This window comes from Allomuricauda sp. d1, from assembly GCF_039592695.1.
Taxonomy (GTDB): Bacteria; Bacteroidota; Bacteroidia; order Flavobacteriales; family Flavobacteriaceae; genus Flagellimonas_A.
Window position 1 is genome coordinate 233,192 of record NZ_JBBUTK010000001.1, and the last position, 19,448, is coordinate 252,639.

The following is a 19,448-nucleotide window of genomic DNA, read 5'->3' on the forward strand; positions in this document are numbered from 1 at the left end:
AAGTAAAAAAATTAGTGTAACCCTTGTAGTGTACTGTTAGTATTGATTTCGGAAACCAAACGAATGCATTCCACCGCTTCCTTAACGTCGTGCACCCTCAGAATATGAACCCCTTTTAAAAGTGCCACGGTATGCAAAACCGAAGTGCCGTTCAATGCGTGTTCAGGAGCGGTTTCAAGCATTTTGTAAACCATCGATTTTCGGCTCAATCCCACCAAAATTGGTGATTCAAAATTTTTGAAGAGCTGCAGCTTTCCTAAAAGGTCATAGTTCTGTTGTAGGGTCTTTGCAAAGCCGAAACCGGGGTCAATGATAAGGTCATTGATTTTTTTTGAGCGGGCCAATCGAACCTTTTCAGAAAGTGCTTTCATGACATCGGTCACCACATTGTCGTATTCGGTGCGCTTCTGCATGGTCTGTGGATTACCGCGCATGTGCATGATAATGTAGGGCACCTGATGTTTTGCCACAACATCCATCATCATTTTATCAGAATCCCCGCCTGAAATGTCGTTTATCATCGAAGCTCCGATTTCTAAACACGAATCGGCAACTTTGCTGCGAAAGGTATCCACTGAAATCAGTGTTTCGGGAAAGTTTTTCACTACCGCTTCGAGAACACTGGTGAGTCTTTTGAGTTCTTCTGTTTCAGCAACAAAATCGGCACCAGGCCTTGAACTGTAACCACCAATGTCAATAAAATCGGCACCATCAGCTAGCATTTTCTCAACCTGTTTGAGGATGCTGGACTCATGCCTGAACCGACCTCCGTCATAAAAGGAATCAGGGGTAAGGTTAAGAATGCCCATCACTTTTGGCCGTGACAGATCAATTAAATTTCCTCGGCAGTTTATGGTCATGTATTTATGCGACAATCAAAATTTATAATGCTCCGATGCCTATCTGTCAGCAGACAGGCTTGCATCGAGATAGTTTACTTCAAGTTTTAGGTTTGTGTATCTTTGGCGTGGCCATATTGTGGCCAACAAATGAATCTACACAATCACAAAGATACATGCCAAATACCTCTGAACAATACGACCAAATTATCAATGAGTGTCGTGGGCTTTTTGCAAAAAAGGCCAAAGATTATGGCAGTGCATGGCGTATTTTGAGACTGCCGTCACTGACCGATCAAATCTTTATCAAGGCACAGCGCATCAGAAGCCTGCAAGAAAATGAAGTTAAAAAGATTGATGAAGATGAACGGGGTGAGTTCGTGGGTATCATCAATTATTCGATAATGGCGCTGATTCAGTTGGATAAAGGGGTTGCAGAGCAACCAGACCTGAACATTGAACAGGCCATTTCACTTTACGATGAAAAAGTGGCATTGACCAAAGACTTGATGGAGAACAAAAATCATGATTATGGTGAGGCGTGGCGTGATATGCGGGTGAGTTCATTGACCGATTTGATTTTGCAGAAATTGTTGCGGGTAAAGAGTATTGAAGAAAACAAAGGCCAAACACTGGTGAGTGAAGGTATTGACGCCAATTATCAAGACATAGTCAACTATTCGGTTTTTGCGCTAATACACTTAAAAGAAAATTCATGAAGTATTTGGTTGCATTTTCAAGAATTTTCGTCGGCGTATTGTTCATCATCAGCGGTCTTATTAAGCTGAATGATCCCTTGGGTTTTTCCTTCAAGCTGGAAGAATACTTCAGTCAAGGCGTTCTCGACATGCCCATGTTGATGCCCTACGCTTTGGCGATTTCAATTGTCGTGGTCATTGTTGAGGTGCTTTTGGGCATTATGTTGTTGATAGGCTACAAGCCCAAGATTACGGTGATGAGTCTTTTGGCCATGATTGTATTTTTCACCTTTTTGACATTCTACTCCGCATACTTCAATAAAGTGACCGATTGTGGCTGTTTTGGTGATGCCATTAAACTGACCCCGTGGGAATCGTTTACAAAAGACGTGATTCTGTTGGTGCTGATTGTAATCTTGGTGATAGGTGTTTCGTACATCAAACCATTATTTGGCAAAAGAACCAATAATCTCATTGTTGCACTCTCAATTTTAGCATGTACAGTCTTTTGCTATTACGTGTTGAACCATTTGCCCGTGGTTGACTTTAGGCCTTATAAAATCGGAGCCAATATCCAAGAAGGCATGTCGGTACCCGATGATGCGCCTCAGGCCATATATGAATATGCCTGGAAATTCATAGTGGATGGAAAAGAAAAAGTAATTGTCACCAACGGAGCGTATCCGACAGTTGATGGTGAGTTCGTAGATGTTGAGACTACTGAAATCCAAAAAGGGTATGAACCACCCATTCACGATTTCACCATAGAAAAGAACGGCGAAGATTTTACGGAAGCGATGTTGCAAGAAGATAAGCTCATCATGGTCATTGCCTATGATTTGGCGAAAAGTGAAATGGATGCATTTAGTGGAGTGAAAAAAGTGACCGACGAAGCCTTAAAAAAAGGATATAAAATCATCGGCATGTCTGCCTCAAGCAGCGAACAAGGCAGTGCAATCAGCAAAGAATACGATTTAGACTTCGAATTCTATTTTACAGATGAGACGACCTTGAAGACGATTGTACGGTCGAATCCCGCAATTCTGGTTTTAAAAAAGGGAACCATCAAACAAAAAAAGCATTACAACGATATTGATAACATAGAATTATAACCTTCTGAAAATTTTAAAAATATGAGAACCAAAATAGTGGCCGGCAATTGGAAAATGAACAAAACACACAGTGAGACTGAATCACTTTTGACCGAACTATCCGCAAAACGGCCTGATACAACCGCTGAGATTATAGTTGCGCCCACTTTTGTGAATCTGGCAGCTGCCCGAGAACAATTAAGCGACTCTATCATTCAAGTTGCCGCACAGAACATGCACTTTGCCGAAAATGGCGCCTACACCGGTGAAATCTCGGCCGATATGTTACTTGATATTGGCGTAGAGACCGTCATTCTCGGTCATTCAGAAAGACGCGCCCATTTTGGTGAGACCGATGATTTGTTGGCAAAAAAAGTGAAGACCGCTCTGAACAAGAACATGCGCATCATTTTCTGTTTTGGTGAAGAGTTGGAAGATAGAAAATCGGGCAACCATTTTTCTGTGGTAGAAAGCCAGCTCAAAAATGCGTTGTTTGATTTGGCTGCAACAGCTTGGAAAGGTATTGTGTTGGCCTACGAACCTGTTTGGGCCATTGGTACTGGTGAGACTGCTTCCCCTGAGCAGGCACAAGAAATGCACGCCTTTATACGAAAGGCCATAGCTGACAATTATGATGGTGCTACCGCCAATTCGGTTTCCATTTTGTACGGTGGCAGTGTAAAACCGAACAATGCAGAAGACATTTTCTCGAAGCCTGATGTTGATGGAGGCCTCATTGGTGGAGCTTCTCTCAACTGCGGTGACTTTATCGCCATAGTCAAAGCCATTTGATTAGAATTTGTCATTTCCGCCAAGGCGGAAATCTAATGAAAACCCATTGAATTATCTAGAGTTCAATTTTCGTATTGCTCCTGTGCAGCCTGCTGGCGAGATTCTCATCGCAGAACTTTCACAATTGGGCTTCGAGAGTTTTGTGGAACAGGAGGGTGGTGTATTGACCTATATCAAATCAGAAGACTTTGTAGGTTTTGATAGTGTTCATATCCTAAAGAATCCAGATGTTGAAATCACTTGGTCCTCCAAAGAAATTGTGCAACAAAACTGGAATGCCGAATGGGAGCGTAACTTCAAACCCATCAGGGTCGGGGATGAATGCATGGTGAGGGCGCCATTCCATCCAAAAGAAAATGTCAAATATGACATTGTCATAGAGCCGAAAATGAGTTTTGGTACAGGGCATCACGAAACGACTTACATGATGCTGCAACATGTGTTAAAAAATGATTTCTCTGATAAGACAGTACTTGATATGGGTTGCGGCACCGGTGTTTTGGCCATACTGGCCGAAAAAAGGGGCGCAAAAGTAATAGATGCCATTGATATTGACCCTTGGTGCTATGAGAATACCCAAGAAAATATATCAAGAAACGGATGCGAACACATTTTGGTCTTTCAAGGTGATTCCAGTCTTCTCACCAACAGGCAATACGATGTTGTTCTGGCCAACATCAACAAAAATATTTTGATACAAGACATACCTATTTATGCCAAAATACTTTCTGGGGATGGACTTCTTTTTTTAAGCGGTTTTTACAAATCAGATATAGAGGCCATCAATGAAAAATGCGCTTCTGTTGGCCTGAACTTTACGAAGTCTTACGAAGAGAATGATTGGGTGGCTTCCGTTCATCGATTTTATTAATGAAATCATAAAATTCTTACAGATTATCATTATCTTCTTTCACATTTTGAAAGAATTTTTTAACCCTAAATCACAGTATCATGAAGCATTTTAAATTGCCCATTTTGGGCCTGGTTTTGTCGTGTACACTCGTTTCGTGCGAAAAAGAATCCGTAGACCCTATTGAAAACCAAGATTCTGTTGAAGTTCAAGAAGTAACCCAACTTGAAGTTACAGAAGAGGTTTCCGAAGTATTCAAGAAAAACTTTTTCAATTCAGTCAAGGTCGGTGTTATAGATTTTCACCTACCTGATGGCACCATTGAACAGCGCTATCAGATTGAGGATGACATCACATTTTCTGTTGAACAATTTGAGCATTTGGCCAAGCTCGGCAACACTACAGAGAAGAATTACCACACCAACAATTTGGTTTCTCCAAGAACACTGACCATTATCGGCTATACAGGCGGATCATTTGCACTATCAAGCAAAGAACGCACTGCACTGCAATGGGCGGTCAACAATTATAATCGGCTGAACTTGAGTATTCAACTTTCCCTGAGTTTTGGTACCAATTATCAAAACAAAGACATGGTGGTATACAACAACACCCGTAACAACCCCGGCAGAAGTGGGGGAGTGGCTGGCTTTCCCAGTAATGGCAACCCCAATAAGTTCATCCAGATTTACGGGCTCAGCGGATTTTCAACCAATGTCAACGAGCATGTGATTACGCACGAAATCGGTCATTCGGTTGGTTTTAGACATACCGATTGGTTCAGTCGTGAGAGCTGTGGTGAAAATGTAAATGAGGGTGTGGGAAGCATTGGGGCGAATCCCATACCGGGTACTCCCGAGGGTTATGATCCTACTTCATTGATGCTGGCCTGTTTTAGTTCGAATACCGATGGTGAGTTCAACAACAACGATATTATCGCATTGCAATATCTTTATTGATTTTTTAGCGTATTTGTTGTGTTAAAAGTGCCCACGTGGCACTTTTTTATTTCAGAAAACTTATATTTAAACGAATAGAAACAATTACTTGTTTTCAACCGTCAGATCAATTCATTAACGATATGTTTGGAACAAAAGAAAAAATACTTGAAGAGGTTCTGTTGGATGAAGAGGTCGTCAAACAAAATGAGATCGTACTTTTCAACGATGACGTCAATACTTTTGACCATGTCATACAGACATTGATAGACGTTTGCGACCATACCCCTGAACAGGCAGAACAATGTTCACTTATTGTACATTATAACGGAAAATGCACAGTGAAGACAGGTGAATATGATGATTTAAAGCCCCGTTGCTCAAGATTGCTCCAAGCAGGTTTAAGCGCTGAGATTATCTAATTTCCACTTTTTCTCTTTTTTTAGATTGGGTTATGTTTTTCAGGATTTTTTGAAATAACGCTATAGATCCTTTGCGCAAGGTTACCTAAAACTAAAATCATTATTAATTTTTTAGCACATTTTCTTTTTTGAGCGTCAATTTCAGATAACTTTATAACCCTAACCAACCGATTCCTTAATAATGAGTGAATTTTTTAAAGCTGAGCTTAAAGATCGATTTTTGGGTTATGCGACCGATCGAGACGATTATTTTGAGGTACAGCTTTTGTACGATGAGTTTTTGAGGCCGAACTACAGTCTTGAATATACTCAAAAGCTGGTGAAAGAGATTGTCGAGTATGATCCAGAACTATTGGATGTTATGAGCGGTAACGGCACCAATTTTTTTATGGTTTCGGGTACCGATAGCACTGAAGGTTTTTTGGAAGAAGGAGGTTTCACCGATTTGTTCATCAAGGAGGAAGAAAAATGGGATAATTTTTTGGAACACCTTTCGTACAATATCAAGGCCACCTCAAAAGAAAGTGCTCTTTTGGGCAAGCCTGAAAAACATAGATCGCGCAAAGAAATAAGTATGCTTGCAGCCCTTATTGCAGGTGTTGCGTTGAGCTTTGTGTTTGCCTTCTACAGTTTTGTGAAAAGCATTTCTTCACAAGAAAACTATGTCACCAAGCAAGAATTGCAAAATGCACTCAATGGACTTCATGCAGCACCAGAAGAAAATCAGGAATCAAACGAAAGTCTGAGTGCCCATTATCAAGAAAAGATTACCGATTCAATGCATATCGAAACACCTGAAACGAATACTGCCAAGTAGTAATGTTACTGCTTCATGTAAACAAGACTTTGAAGGCCGGGTAAATCATTGCCAACCACCAAAGTCAAACTGCTGCCATTGAAAAAATAGACAACTTCCAAATCTCCGGCAAGTCTCAGAGAAGTTCCAGAGAATTCCCATTGGCCAGACCTTTCGACTACATCCGAACAACTTATGCTATATAAATTTCCTGTAATAGGCGTGATAAGGTCTGGAAAAACCCCGACCGAAGACCATGTGCTATTTTGGTTCAATATCAATGTGTCTCTTAGACAATCTACTTCGGTCAAAAGATTGGTGGTAGTGGTGCCGTCATCATTGGTGTCAATAGCCTCACTCACGTTTATCTCGGTCAACTCCCAAGTTCCGATAAGTTCTGCATTGATTTCACCGCCACCTCCTGTTGAATCATCTGAAGAGCATGATTGAAAAAAGAAGCAAACTAAAATGGCAGTGAATAAATAGGTAACAAATTTCATAACGAATTTTCATCCAATTTACGGTTAAAGTCGTGAAATGAAAAATTCCATGTGTATTTGACACATGTATTCTATGTTTGTAGTGACCATTGTAGGATTTTCTGCGCCCTGCTTGAACATCCAAACAAAGCCCCTCCCGATAGCTATCGGGATAAAAACCACAAAAAGAAACACTGTGCTTTATTTCAAAAAAGAAGCGAGCTTCTTTTTGAAACTCGCTTGTATTTCCACTTTTTGTGGTTTATTCGTGACCACGGCAGGATTCAAACCTGCAACCTTCTGAGCCGTAATCAGATGCGCTATTCAGTTGCGCCACGTGGCCTTGTTTTAAGGGGTGCAAATATATTTCTTTTTAAATTTACGACAAAACCTGTTAGCCTAAAATCCATGTACTTTGAAACTTATGTTCGTGATGTACCCGACTTTCCGAAATCGGGTGTCATCTTTAAAGATATCACTCCATTATTAAAAAACCCAAAAGCTTTACTTCGAGCTTCCGAAGCTCTATTTGACATGATTGATTCGCCTATTGATAAAGTGGTTGGAGTAGATAGTCGTGGATTTATTTTTGCACCCATTCTGGCAACAAAACTCAATGCGGGTTTCGTTCCTGTCCGTAAAAAAGGAAAATTGCCCCACAAGACAGAAAGTGCTTCCTATAGTTTGGAATATGGAACGGATACGCTGGAAATTCATACCGATTCCATCCAAAAAGGGGAAAAGGTTTTAGTGCACGATGATGTTTTGGCTACAGGGGGCACAGCATCGGCGGTTTGCCAACTGGTTGAAAAACTTGGCGGCCAAGTGGTACAATGTAATTTTTTGATTACGTTGGATTTTTTGGAAGGAAGAGAAAAATTAAACGGGCGCAAGATAACCTCATTGCTTTCATATTAGCCCAATGCCCTAGTGGTAACATAGTAACGCCAACCTATCAGTGCCAATTGAAATTTGGATGCTTTTGCCAAGTCCAGACCCTTTTTTGTGAACGAGGGCAGTAGCGCTTTGTTCATTTTCGCCAAAAATTTGAAAAATTTTTGTCCCATGGTTGTTTTTCACAAATATAATGGGTGTCATAGTAAGAATAAAAAGTTCAACAGGGTGATTAATAGTGATACGATGAATTTTGCTACTGCTATCATGTTGTTTTTTGATTGTGGTAAACTCCTTTTTTGATGATTGTTTTTTCAATATATAATGACATTCATCATATTTCAAAGCAAAATGAAGTAAATTATTGAAATTGAATACAAAATTGTAATCCATAAAATGGATTTAGTTATAATTTTTATGTGATCCTCTTGTTTTGAAATCTATTTTGCAAGAGCCTATGCCGTTTTAGATTATGAAATATTAGAAATGAAGGGCATTTTATGGCCTTTTTTTGCTTAGCAAGGCGCTTTTGATTTAAAAAAGGCTCCTTTTTTGGAATTTCATTATATCGGCAAGAAAAAAATCAACCATCTGGCCAAGTGGCTTATCCAATTGAAATTCCATTGTTTTTGTTGGTCTCTGCAATTTTTGCATGACCAATTTTCCTAAAAATGTAGTCAATCTGTACTTATCTAAATTAAAGCATATCATAGTTTGTTATTATGTGAATTTCAGTACGCTCGCTCAAAAATCTTCATTTATATTTACCGCAAATCTTAAGTTTGACAGACTTTTTGTTCATCGCATTGGGGTTGGCGTTATTGATTTTTGGCGGCAACTGGTTGTTGAAATCGGCTGTGGCACTTTCGCTACGTCTCGCCATTCCAAAAATCGTGATTGGCATGACCGTGGTTTCTTTTGCCACTTCGGCGCCTGAGCTGATTGTAAGCATCAAAGCCGCTTTGGACGGATTTCCTGATTTGGCCCTGGGCAACGTGGTTGGGTCAAACATCGCCAATTTGGGACTGGTCTTGGCTGTAACAGTGCTCATGGGTAGTATTGATGTACGCAAAAGTTTTTACACGACTGACTGGCCCGTGATGATGGTGGCATCGCTTCTTTTTGTCGGTTTTATCTATTTTGACGGAAGTTTACAGCGCTACGAAGGTATCGTCATGGTGGTATTTCTCTTTTTGTTCTTGGTATACCTCTTACGGTTTCAAAAACAAGCTGTCGTTGATGAACTTCCAGAAGATGATAGGCCGCTGCCACTCTATAAGATAGTATTGTTCTTGGGTATTGGAGGAACAGCGCTATGGGGTGGTTCAGAACTGCTCATAAACGGAGCGGTTGGCTTGGCCTCGGCTTTTGGCGTGAGCGACCGTGTTATTGGTATCACTGTGGTCTCCGTTGGTACCAGTATTCCTGAATTGGCGGCATCTGTAATTGCTGTTTTGAAGAAAGAAAAGGCCATTTCGTTGGGCAATCTGATAGGCTCTAATATTTTTAATTTGTTGGCTGTTCTGGGCATCACCTCTATTATAACTCCGATACATGTGGTAGATGAGGGGCTGTTGACCAACGATATCTTCTGGATGTTGGGTATATCGTTCCTTATTCTCCCCTTGGTGTTTTTTCCAAAGGGATTGCGACTGGGCTGGCGTGATGGATTGGTATTGATTTCAACCTATATATTGTTCATCTATATTACCGTAAAATAAAAACCGCCTCCAATCAAGGAAAGCGGTTCTTGTTTCAACAACTAATTTATTATTTGTTACACGTCAGCAGACTTTACCGTTGTGATGATTCGTGCTGCAACTTTGTACGGATCCGCGTTTGAAGCAGGTCTTCGATCTTCCAACCAACCTTTCCACCCGCTTTCGACAGTCGCAATCGGAATTCTGATGGAAGCTCCTCTATCAGACACTCCATAACTGAACTCATTGATCGATTGGGTTTCGTGATCACCGGTCAAACGCTCATCGTTGAATTCCCCATACACTTCAATGTGTTCTTTGGTCACAGGTCTGAACGCTTCACATATTTTTTCATAGGTTTCTTTTTTGCCAGCTGTTCTTAAGGTACTATTTGAAAAGTTGGCGTGCATACCTGAACCGTTCCAGTCTCCCTTAATGGGTTTTGGGTGGTACTCAATATAGAAGCCGTATTCTTCGGTCAACCTGTCCAACATATACCGTGCGGCCCAGATTTGGTCACCGGCACTTTTGGCACCTTTTGCAAAGATTTGAAATTCCCACTGGCCAGAGGCTACTTCTTGGTTGATTCCCTCAAAGTTCAAGCCAGCTTCAAGGCACATGTCGGCATGGCGCTCCACCAAATCCCTTCCATGGGTATACCTTCCTCCAACCGAACAGTAGTACATACCTTGTGGGCCAGGAAAACCGCCCCTTGGAAATCCGAGTGGTAAATCGGTTTCAGTGTCCATAATAAAATATTCTTGCTCAAAACCGAACCAGAAGTCGTCGTTCTCATCATCAATGGTGGCCCTAGAATTCGATGCATGTGGTGTACCATCAGGGTTCAGTACCTCTGAAATGACCAAATAACCGTTGATACGTGCCGGGTCAGGATAGATTGCAACTGGTTTCAACAAACAATCGGAGGATCCACCCTCGGCTTGTTGGGTTGAACTTCCATCAAATGACCACACTGGGCAATCTTCGAGTTTGCCACTGAAATCTTTTTCGATTTTGGTCTTACTTCGCATATTGGCAGTGGGCAGATAACCATCCAGCCAAATGTACTCTAGTTTTGATTTGTTCATAATTCTGGTCGTTTATTCGTTCTCAAATTTTTTAGATGGACAAAAATATTGTTTTCAATGAAATAATACCTGTGTGAAAGGGTTAAATTGTCAAGAATATCGACATAATTGAAAGTACCCCCAAAAAAGAGGGGGTTAATCAATAAAAAAATAATTTTTTTATAACATTATTGTAAATTTGTCAATTGTTAACCAAACCAGTTTTTATCAGAATATGCCAAAAAGAAGATTTAGCGCATTGACTGAGAGCCAGTCACGAAATCCACAACAAATCAAAGAAAAAGTGAAACGCTCAGAGTTGTTCGCCAAAAAGGTGTTCAACGATGAAAAGATGATGCAGTTTTTGACCGATGAAGCCTATGAGAAGGTAAAGGCTGCCATTTTCTCTGGAAAAAAAATTGAGCGGAAAATAGCGGATCAAATAGCTGAGGGCATGAAAGCTTGGGCGCTTTCAATGGGCGCTACGCATTATACCCACTGGTTTCAACCATTGACTGGAGCCACGGCCGAGAAACACGATGCTTTTTTTGACCTTTTGCCCGATGGCAGGGCCATGGAAAAATTCGGTGGCGGTCAATTGGTACAGCAAGAACCCGATGCCTCCAGCTTTCCGAGTGGGGGGCTTCGAAACACCTTTGAGGCACGCGGCTACACGGCATGGGATCCCACTTCACCAGCTTTTATCTACAAAACCACGCTCTGCATACCGACCATATTTGTATCGTATACCGGTGAAGCGCTAGACAACAAGGCACCATTGTTACGGGCTTTGCATGCAATTGATGAAGCTGCTACCGGAGTGGCGCAATATTTTGATAAAAACGTACGCAAGGTCAACGCTACGCTAGGTTGGGAACAGGAGTATTTTTTGGTAGACTTGGCGTTGGCACAATCTAGGCCCGACATTTTAATGACAGGTAGGACCTTGGCGGGCAGTGCACCGGCGAAAGGCCAGCAACTGGACGATCACTATTTTGGGGTGATTCCGGCGCGGGTGTTGGCATTTATGGCGGATTTGGAGATGCAGTGCACCCAATTGGGCATTCCCGTAAAGACAAGGCACAACGAAGTGGCACCGAACCAGTTTGAACTGGCCCCCGTTTTTGAGGAAGCCAACCTTTCAGTAGACCACAATCTACTGCTTATGGATGTGATGGAAGAGATTGCCGTAAAACACGGTTTTCGGGTGCTCTTTCATGAAAAACCATTTGCGGGCATCAATGGTTCCGGTAAACACAACAATTGGTCGTTGGCCACCGACACGGGCGTGAATCTGTTGAGTCCGGGTACGACCCCTATGAAAAACCTACAGTTCTTGACCTTTTTTATCAATACCATAAAAGCGGTTGACGATTATGAAGAGCTGTTGCGTTCTTCCATTGCTTCCGCAGGAAACGACCATCGTTTGGGGGCGAATGAGGCACCGCCTGCCATACTTTCCATCTTTATTGGCAAGCAACTGTCTGATGTGTTGGATGAATTGGAAGGGGTGTCAAAAGGAAAACTATCCCCAGAGGAAAAAACAGAATTGAAACTGAACGTCGTCGGCAAGATACCAGAGATTTTGGTCGACAATACCGATAGAAACCGTACTTCACCCTTTGCGTTTACCGGAAACAAATTTGAAATGCGGGGCGTCGGGTCGGCCATGAACTGCGCCAAACCGATGACCGTATTGAACACCATTGTTGCCAAACGGTTGAATGCCTTTAAAAAGGAGGTCGATACGCTCATCGATAAGAAAAACCTAAAAAAAGACGAGGCGGTTTTTAACGTACTGCGCGAGTACATCAAAACTTCTAAGCGCATTCGGTTTGATGGTGACGGTTACGGCGAAGCATGGCAAAAAGAGGCCCAAAAAAGAAAGCTGAGCAACAATAAAAATACCCCGCAGGCACTGCAGGTGCTGATGTCAAAGGAATCCGTTGACCTTTTTAAAGAAATGGATGTTCTCAGCGAGTCTGAGCTAAAAGCCCGGTATGAGGTAGAGCTTGAAGCTTATGTGTTGCACCTTCAAATCGAGGGCAGGGTTTTGGGGGAGATGGTCTACAACCATATCATACCTTCTGCCGTGGTCTATCAAAATGAACTGCTGCAGAACATTCAGGGACTCAAGGCGACATTGGGAAACAATTTTAAAAGTATTTCAGAACCCCAGTTAGAGTTGGTTGAAAAAATCGGAAACCATCTAAAAGAAGCAAAACGGCTGACCGATGCCATGATCGAAGCGCGCAAAAAGGCCAATGCTGTGACAGATTTGCACCAAAAAGCATCGGCCTATTGCAACGATGTCAAGCCGTATTTTGATGAGATACGCAATCATGTGGACAAACTTGAACGATGGGTGGCCGATAAAGATTGGCCTTTTGCCAAATACAGAGAACTATTGTTCATAAATTAAAGGTGTAGAAAATAGGCTCCTTCGCCTAATCAGGGGAAGGTGTCCCGGCGTAAAGTCGGGACGGAAGGGGTTAAAAAAGATTATTTTTAGCAAAAAGATGGAATGCTGAACCTCTCTGACATCAAAGCCGCCAAAACTCGTATTGACCCCTACATCAACCAAACACCGATTCTCACCTCTTCTTTATTGAATACTTGGTTGGGACATGATGTTTTTTTTAAATGTGAGAATTTTCAGAAAATAGGGGCATTCAAGGCCAGGGGAGGGCTCAACACCGTGGCATGGCTTATTGAAAATGGACAAAAGCCGAAACACATTGTGGCGAACAGTTCGGGCAACCACGCCCAAGCCGTTGCCTATGCCGGGCAACAATTTGGAATCAAAACCACCATTTTTATGCCCGAGTATTCCTCCAAGGTGAAAATTCAGGCCACCGAAAGTTATGGTGCCGAAGTGGTGCTGAGCAAAACCCGTGATTTGACCGATGGGTTGGTCAAAGAAGCCGCAAAAGAATCCGGTACGTATTGGATTCCTCCTTTTAACCACGAACAGGTCATTTGTGGCCAGGGTACCGCGGCCTATGAAGCACTTTCTGAACTCCCGGGTATCGACGCTGTTTTTGCACCCTGTGGTGGCGGTGGACTTTTATCCGGTACGTTGATAGCATCCCATGGACTTTCACACAAGACCAAAGTGATTGGAGTCGAACCCTTGAATGCCAATGATGCGGCCGAATCGTTGCGAAAGGGTAGCATTCAGCGATTGTCCGGTATACCCGATACCTTGGCCGATGGCGCCATGACGATGGCTGTGGGCGATATCACTTTTGAGTACCTGAAGCAATTGGACGATTTCTATGAAATTGGAGAGGAACGCATGGTGTATTGGACACAGTGGTTGACCCATTTGTTGAAATGCCGATTGGAACCTACTTGTGCCATGCCGATGCAGGCCGTGGCGGAATGGTTAAAAAAGCAGACAGGTAAAAAACGGGTTTTGGTCATCATTTCTGGGGGTAACGTAGATCAACAGACGACACTAAAGGTTTGGTCAACCGATTGGTTGGGCCAAATACCTGCTATCCGATAAGGAAAAACTAAACGACAACAAATATTTATAAACGTTTGTACTTGATTAAAATCATAAATACTTGATTTTCAAATACTTGTTGTTGTAAACCAAGAAATTTGTTAATTATATATATTTACGAGTTGGCACAAATTAAAAACAGATGGCAAAACCAAGAATTTTCGTTAGTTCAACATACTACGATATGAAGCACATTAGAGCTTCTATTGAAAATTTTATACAATCATTAGGGTTTGAATCAATACTTTCTGAAAAAGGCAATATTGCATATAACCCAGACAGTCCTTTAGATGAATCTTGTTATCACGAAGTAAATAATTCAGATATCTTCGTTATTGTAGTTGGTGGAAGATATGGCAGTCCATCTAGTGACCAAGCGAAAGATTTACCTAAGTCATTCTACACTAAATATGAAAGCATTACAAAAAAAGAGTATTTAACCGCAATAGAAAAAGAAATACCGACCTACATTCTTATTGATAAATCTGTTTATGCCGAATACGAAACCTTTAGAAGAAATCGAAAAAAAGATGATATAGAGTATGCACACGTTGATTCGGTGAATGTATTTCACCTTATCGATGATATTTTACAACAACCAAGAAACAACCCAGTATTCCAGTTTGATAATCATAATGATATTGAGGATTGGTTAAAAGAACAATGGTCTGGTTTATTTAGAGATTTAATTCATTCAAGGAAAGAAATTAAAAAACTTAATTCACTTTCTGACCAAGTAAAAACTTTATCAAACCTGAATACTACCTTAAAAAAGTATTTGGAAGAGATTATATCTAAAGTTTCTAAGGAAAATGCTGAGGAAATAATTTCTCAAGAAGCCAAAAGAATTGAAGAGTTTGAAAAAATTCAGGATTTTGAAAAACATTCTCTTGTCAGGGATTTAATTCGTTATTATCCTGTAACAGTAAATGAAGCCTATGAAACATTTTCAAAAGCAAAAGATATTGAAGATTTACTAGAAAGAATCGAACATATTTCTGGAGGACAAATAGAATATGATAGTGTAATTAAAAACTGGAAAGAAGATAAAGAGGATATCCTAACAAAAGTAAATTTAATCAGGTCTTTGTTACAAGTTAAACCTCTTAAGTTTAGGAAAAAATAACTTGTGCCAACAATGGCTATAAGTAATTGCTTGTTCTCGCCTACTTCTGAAAATCCTCGCGGATTTTCAGCTTGGTGTGTACTTGCAAAGTTAAGTGCTAACCCACGCAACTACTCATAGCCGAGACCGATGATGTCGAATACGCCTGCGGCGTACTTTTGCTGCACTGCTGGCGCAGTCACCGCACCAAAAGCGAGTCGACATCATCGCCGCGCTATGCCAGATTGCAAAGACCGTAGGATAAGGGACATTCTTGACAATATCGCCGCAAAGGCTCAACTACTCGACATATCGGGACGCTATATGCAATCTGGTCGACTGATTTTATTCCCAATACCGCAAAATCCACAAGGAAACGTCCGCTGGTGCGGACTCCTTGGCGAACAATGCCGCAGGGTAAACCCGATGCCCAATCCCAGCGGCATTGTTGAAAGGATTTTGCTATATTTCCATAAAATCCGCCGGACTTCACATAGCGCGGCGTTAGGGTGCATTTGAATGAAAAATATTACATACATCATATTATTGCTTTTTATCGCAAGTAGTTGCAAAAAATCGATTTCAGAAGCGGACAAAAAAAGTGTGACTGAATTGAACGAAAAAGCAGTTGAATATAGAATGAATGGAGATTTAGAAAATGCTAAAAGCAGTTACTTGAAAGCTATTGAAATTGACCAATCAGACACTTCCATTCGATATGAATTAATTGGAGTTTACATTGAGCAAGATAGTTTAGAAAAAGCATTTCAAGTTTTGGAAAAAGTGCCAGACGAACAAAAAGAAACGGAATATTATTATCAAGTAAAGGGCGGACTTTACGAATATGACGGACAAAAACAAAAAGCAATTAACAGTTATAAAAAAGCACTTGAATTAATTGACAAACCAAAAGTTAAAGATGAAATGGACTTAATGCCTTTGGTTAATTATGCAATGTTGGAAACATTATCTGGAGAAAAAGAAAAGGCGGTTAACCGATTAAATAAAACTTTAGAGTTAAACTGGCTCACAGAAAGTAACAAAGAATATATCACAACTTTCAGAAACGAATTTGAATTTTATCAAGGAAACGGAACTTTAGAATTTGACCCAAAAAGAGATATTCTAATTAAGACCACAAATTCCGACAGTCTGAAGTCAATTTTAAGAGAAAATCATATCAATATTTCGGGAAGTACTTCGAGTAAAAGAAATGACACAACCGAAATCTATTTATCAGAAAAATATCGAACTGGAATAAATAAACTGAATATAAAAACGCACCCTAACAATGGCTATAAGTAATTGCTTGTTCTCGCCTACTTCTGAAAATCCTCGCGGATTTTCAGTTTGGTGTGTACTTGCAAAGTTAAGTGCTAACCCACCTGCCTGTCGGCAGGCAGGCGCAACTCGCCTTACCCGCCGGGTCGTTGTGTGCCATATGAAAAACAATCTCGGAAATGAAGAACTTAACAATTATATTAATTCTATTTATAGTTTTGAGTTGTCAAAGTAAGAATGCTATGAAAGAGCAACAAAAAAAGATAGTTGAAAAATATATTAAGTCTTACAATGATTTTGACATTAAGGGAATGACTGAAAATTTGTCTGAAAATATAATTTTTGAAAATATTTCAAATGGAAATGTGGATTTGCGAACGGAAGGGATAACCGAATTTAAAAAGCAAGCGGAATCTGCTAAACAATACTTTACGCAAAGAAAACAAACTATCGAAACTTGGAATTTCAGCGAACCGAAAATTACAATCGAAATTGATTATAAAGCGATTTTGGCAATTGACTTGCCCAACGGACTTAAAAAAGGAGATACTCTGAAGTTAAAAGGAAAATCCGAATTTGAATTTGAAAACGGAAAAATAAAAACTATAACGGATAAAAGTTAAAAAATACGCACACAACAAAGAACTGAGTTAAAAAGCAATTGCTATTGCAGGCTCATCCTAAAAATTCCGCAGGAATTTTCAGGATGTCGTGTACTTGCAAAAGTCTGTGCTAACCCACGCAACAGTTCATGGCCGAGACCGTTACAACAACTCCCGAATCTTTATATTCCGAAATTGTACCTCAAAATACCAGTTTTGCAGGGCGATTTTTCCTTGTGTAGCTTTACCAAAGTCAGGGTTTTCTGCAAAATTTGATACGGCCACTTTTTGGGCCCATGCTGGGGAGTTCAAATCTTCTTTGGCGGTCAATTTGCCGTTGAGGTAGAATTCAATTTGGCCATCTTGCTGTACGATTCTTGAGGTGTTCCACTGTCCTGTGGGCTTGGCTTCGACCTTGTTGATTTGGGGTGATATCCCCCAAAGACAACCTGCTCTTTTCAATGGTGTCTTGGTATCAGAATGGGCAGGTTCCAACAATTGGTATTCGGGCCCTGTTTGATAGGTGGCCGTAAATTCAGGGGCTTCCTGTACGTTGATAAAGACACCGCCATTACCCCTCAAGGCCATTTGCCAGTCAAAAACCAGTTCATAGTTTTCATACGCCGTGTCGGTCACCAAATCTCCAAAGACCTTATTTTCGTCCGTGGCATCACAGAAAAGTGTTCCGTCGCGAACTTCCCAAGCTGAAAGGTGGGTGGAATCTGGTTTGTTGTACAAATGCCAACCGTTCAAGGTTTTTCCATCAAAAAGGAGCTGCCATCCCTGTTCTTTTTCAATTTCAAGCAGTTGGTTGTGAACCACATTCTCTTGCGCCATTTTTTTGGTATGCCATACCTGTGGTTCTTTTTCAACCTTGTTTTTGCATCCCAAAAGCAACAATCCCACAAAAATCAATTTGATAGGCAACGATTTCATTCGCTTACTTTTTCTTTGGACGGAAAGTAATCAATTTTTAGAAAGCCAACATCTACGCTAAACTTCTGCCATCTGCCTTCGTACTTCTGCCTTCCATTTTCTATTTTTGCGCAAATTCATTCCATGTCTTCAGACACCAGCAAAAGATATGCCCAGCGCGGGGTTTCGGCCTCGAAGGAAGATGTACATAAGGCCATAAAAAATATTGATAAGGGCTTGTTTCCAAAAGCTTTTTGCAAGATTGTTCCCGATGACCTCACAGGCAGCAAAGACCATTGTTTGGTCATGCACGCCGATGGGGCGGGCACCAAGTCTTCTTTGGCCTACATGTACTGGAAAGAAACCGGTGATTTGAGTGTATGGAAGGGCATCGCTCAAGACGCACTCATCATGAATATTGATGACCTCATTTGTGTTGGGGCGACCAAAAACATCATGCTTTCCTCCACCATCGGGCGGAACAAAAACTTGATTCCCGGTGAGGTCATCTCGGCCATCATCAACGGAACGGAAGAATTGCTAGCTGATTTGGCCGATTACGGAATCACGATTCATTCCACAGGCGGTGAAACTGCGGATGTGGGCGATTTGGTGCGCACCATTATCGTAGATTCTACCGTAACGGCCCGGATGAAACGCAGTGATGTCATTGACAACGCCAATATCAAACCTGGGGATGTCATCGTGGGTCTGGCCTCATACGGACAAGCCACTTATGAAACCGAATATAATGGGGGTATGGGCAGTAACGGACTCACCTCGGCGCGCCATGATGTGTTTCACAACTATTTGGCTGAAAAATATCCCGAAAGTTTTGATGCCTCCGTTCCCGAAGATTTGATTTATTCAGGAAGCAAAAAATTGACCGATACGATTGAGGATTCCCTTCTGGATGCAGGCAAATTGGTGCTCTCACCGACCCGAACCTATGCGCCGATTGTTAAGAAAATCCTTGAAAAATACACTTCCCAAGAGATTCATGGCATGGTGCACTGCAGTGGCGGGGCACAGACCAAAATCCTCCATTTTATTGAAAATCTGCATGTTATCAAGGATGATCTGTTTCCAATTCCGCCATTGTTCAAGTTGATTCAAGAAGAATCGGGCACCGATTGGAAAGAAATGTACCAAGTCTTCAATTGTGGCCACCGTCTTGAAATTTACTGTGATGAAAAGGTGGCAGAAGACCTGATTTCAATTTCCCAAAGTTTCAATGTTGGGGCGCAAATTGTGGGCAGGGTAGTGCCCTCAGATTACAAAAAGCTGACAATCAGCAGTGAATTCGGAAACTTTACGTATTCGTGATACGAATTTTCCATTGAAAACGTTATTTTTTAGAGACCGTTTTGAAATGTGTGATTAGAATTTTATAGTTCGTTTTTGATGCCGTTTTTAGGCAAAATTTTCTAGCATAGCTTTAGCTACGGTATAAAATTTTAACGACGAA

General features: G+C 41.1%; 20 protein-coding genes and 1 tRNA gene. 15 read left to right on the forward strand and 6 right to left on the reverse strand.

The features are described from left to right. Positions 1-11: 11 nt before the first annotated feature. Positions 12-809: a dihydropteroate synthase gene (gene folP / locus AAAH86_RS01095; protein ID WP_343485645.1), complete on the reverse strand. Its 798-nt coding sequence runs from the start codon at positions 807-809 to the stop codon at positions 12-14. Positions 810-1,015: 206 nt separating this feature from the next. Between folP and AAAH86_RS01100 the strand changes: the two genes are divergently transcribed. The 7 genes from AAAH86_RS01100 to AAAH86_RS01130 all read left to right on the forward strand — a co-directional run bounded on the left by AAAH86_RS01100 (position 1,016) and on the right by AAAH86_RS01130 (position 6,447). Beyond that, positions 1,016-1,558 (forward strand): DUF1599 domain-containing protein, encoded by a 543-nt coding sequence (locus AAAH86_RS01100; protein ID WP_343485646.1) that lies wholly within the window; start codon positions 1,016-1,018, stop codon positions 1,556-1,558. Further along, a complete protein-coding gene (locus AAAH86_RS01105; protein WP_343485647.1) occupies positions 1,555-2,649 on the forward strand; it encodes a BT_3928 family protein in 1,095 nt (364 codons plus the stop codon). Before AAAH86_RS01100 ends, AAAH86_RS01105 begins: the two co-directional genes overlap by 4 nt. A gap of 21 nt (positions 2,650-2,670) precedes the next feature. Further along, on the forward strand, positions 2,671-3,420 hold the full coding sequence (tpiA, locus tag AAAH86_RS01110) for a triose-phosphate isomerase (protein WP_343485648.1): 750 nt from the start codon (positions 2,671-2,673) through the stop codon (positions 3,418-3,420). Between the two features lie 46 nt (positions 3,421-3,466). Next, positions 3,467-4,291: a 50S ribosomal protein L11 methyltransferase gene (gene prmA / locus AAAH86_RS01115; RefSeq protein WP_343485649.1), complete on the forward strand. Its 825-nt coding sequence runs from the start codon at positions 3,467-3,469 to the stop codon at positions 4,289-4,291. An 80-nt stretch (positions 4,292-4,371) separates the two neighbouring features. Further along, a complete protein-coding gene (locus tag AAAH86_RS01120; protein WP_343485650.1) occupies positions 4,372-5,229 on the forward strand; it encodes a M57 family metalloprotease in 858 nt (285 codons plus the stop codon). A gap of 122 nt (positions 5,230-5,351) precedes the next feature. Beyond that, positions 5,352-5,630: an ATP-dependent Clp protease adaptor ClpS gene (locus AAAH86_RS01125; RefSeq protein ID WP_343485651.1), complete on the forward strand. Its 279-nt coding sequence runs from the start codon at positions 5,352-5,354 to the stop codon at positions 5,628-5,630. Positions 5,631-5,811: 181 nt separating this feature from the next. Next, on the forward strand, positions 5,812-6,447 hold the full coding sequence (locus AAAH86_RS01130) for a hypothetical protein (protein ID WP_343485652.1): 636 nt from the start codon (positions 5,812-5,814) through the stop codon (positions 6,445-6,447). 5 nt (positions 6,448-6,452) lie between these two features. Here the strand turns inward: AAAH86_RS01130 and AAAH86_RS01135 are convergent, their stop codons facing one another. Together AAAH86_RS01135 and AAAH86_RS01140 are read right to left on the reverse strand one after the other, a co-directional pair. Beyond that, positions 6,453-6,926: a hypothetical protein gene (locus tag AAAH86_RS01135; protein WP_343485653.1), complete on the reverse strand. Its 474-nt coding sequence runs from the start codon at positions 6,924-6,926 to the stop codon at positions 6,453-6,455. A gap of 248 nt (positions 6,927-7,174) precedes the next feature. Then, positions 7,175-7,248: transfer RNA gene (locus AAAH86_RS01140), tRNA-Arg, on the reverse strand. A gap of 65 nt (positions 7,249-7,313) precedes the next feature. On the opposite strand from AAAH86_RS01140, the gene AAAH86_RS01145 reads away from it, so the two are divergent. After that, positions 7,314-7,823: an adenine phosphoribosyltransferase gene (locus AAAH86_RS01145; protein ID WP_343485654.1), complete on the forward strand. Its 510-nt coding sequence runs from the start codon at positions 7,314-7,316 to the stop codon at positions 7,821-7,823. Here AAAH86_RS01145 and AAAH86_RS01150 read toward each other — a convergent pair. Continuing rightward, a complete protein-coding gene (locus AAAH86_RS01150) occupies positions 7,820-7,972 on the reverse strand; it encodes an SsrA-binding protein (RefSeq protein WP_343485655.1) in 153 nt (50 codons plus the stop codon). The two genes, AAAH86_RS01145 and AAAH86_RS01150, sit on opposite strands and share 4 nt — an antisense overlap. A gap of 609 nt (positions 7,973-8,581) precedes the next feature. On the opposite strand from AAAH86_RS01150, the gene AAAH86_RS01155 reads away from it, so the two are divergent. Next, positions 8,582-9,520 carry a calcium/sodium antiporter gene (locus tag AAAH86_RS01155; RefSeq protein WP_343485656.1) on the forward strand — a complete coding sequence of 313 codons (939 nt, stop codon included), beginning with the start codon at positions 8,582-8,584 and terminating at the stop codon, positions 9,518-9,520. 56 nt (positions 9,521-9,576) lie between these two features. On the opposite strand, the gene AAAH86_RS01160 is transcribed toward AAAH86_RS01155, so the two are convergent. Continuing rightward, the gene (locus tag AAAH86_RS01160; RefSeq protein WP_343485657.1) at positions 9,577-10,587 is read right to left on the reverse strand and encodes a glutamine synthetase beta-grasp domain-containing protein; all 1,011 of its coding nucleotides are present in this window, start codon (positions 10,585-10,587) and stop codon (positions 9,577-9,579) included. A gap of 214 nt (positions 10,588-10,801) precedes the next feature. On the opposite strand from AAAH86_RS01160, the gene AAAH86_RS01165 reads away from it, so the two are divergent. The 5 genes from AAAH86_RS01165 (at position 10,802) to AAAH86_RS01185 (ending at position 17,086) form a co-directional block, all read left to right on the forward strand. Further along, entirely contained in the window at positions 10,802-12,988 is a 2,187-nt protein-coding gene (locus AAAH86_RS01165; RefSeq protein ID WP_343485658.1) for a glutamine synthetase III, read from the forward strand. Between the two features lie 102 nt (positions 12,989-13,090). After that, the gene (locus tag AAAH86_RS01170) at positions 13,091-14,077 is read left to right on the forward strand and encodes a serine/threonine dehydratase (protein ID WP_343485659.1); all 987 of its coding nucleotides are present in this window, start codon (positions 13,091-13,093) and stop codon (positions 14,075-14,077) included. 142 nt (positions 14,078-14,219) lie between these two features. Next, on the forward strand, positions 14,220-15,203 hold the full coding sequence (locus tag AAAH86_RS01175; protein ID WP_343485660.1) for a DUF4062 domain-containing protein: 984 nt from the start codon (positions 14,220-14,222) through the stop codon (positions 15,201-15,203). Between the two features lie 498 nt (positions 15,204-15,701). After that, positions 15,702-16,487, forward strand: coding sequence for a tetratricopeptide repeat protein (locus tag AAAH86_RS01180; RefSeq protein ID WP_343485661.1), 786 nt, complete (start codon positions 15,702-15,704; stop codon positions 16,485-16,487). Between the two features lie 218 nt (positions 16,488-16,705). Further along, entirely contained in the window at positions 16,706-17,086 is a 381-nt protein-coding gene (locus AAAH86_RS01185; protein ID WP_343485662.1) for a nuclear transport factor 2 family protein, read from the forward strand. Between the two features lie 141 nt (positions 17,087-17,227). Here AAAH86_RS01185 and AAAH86_RS01190 read toward each other — a convergent pair whose 3' ends face one another. Continuing rightward, entirely contained in the window at positions 17,228-18,001 is a 774-nt protein-coding gene (locus AAAH86_RS01190) for a DUF1080 domain-containing protein (RefSeq protein WP_343485664.1), read from the reverse strand. Positions 18,002-18,124: 123 nt separating this feature from the next. On the opposite strand from AAAH86_RS01190, the gene AAAH86_RS01195 reads away from it, so the two are divergent. Next, on the forward strand, positions 18,125-19,306 hold the full coding sequence (locus tag AAAH86_RS01195) for an AIR synthase related protein (RefSeq protein WP_343485665.1): 1,182 nt from the start codon (positions 18,125-18,127) through the stop codon (positions 19,304-19,306). Positions 19,307-19,448 lie beyond the last annotated feature (142 nt).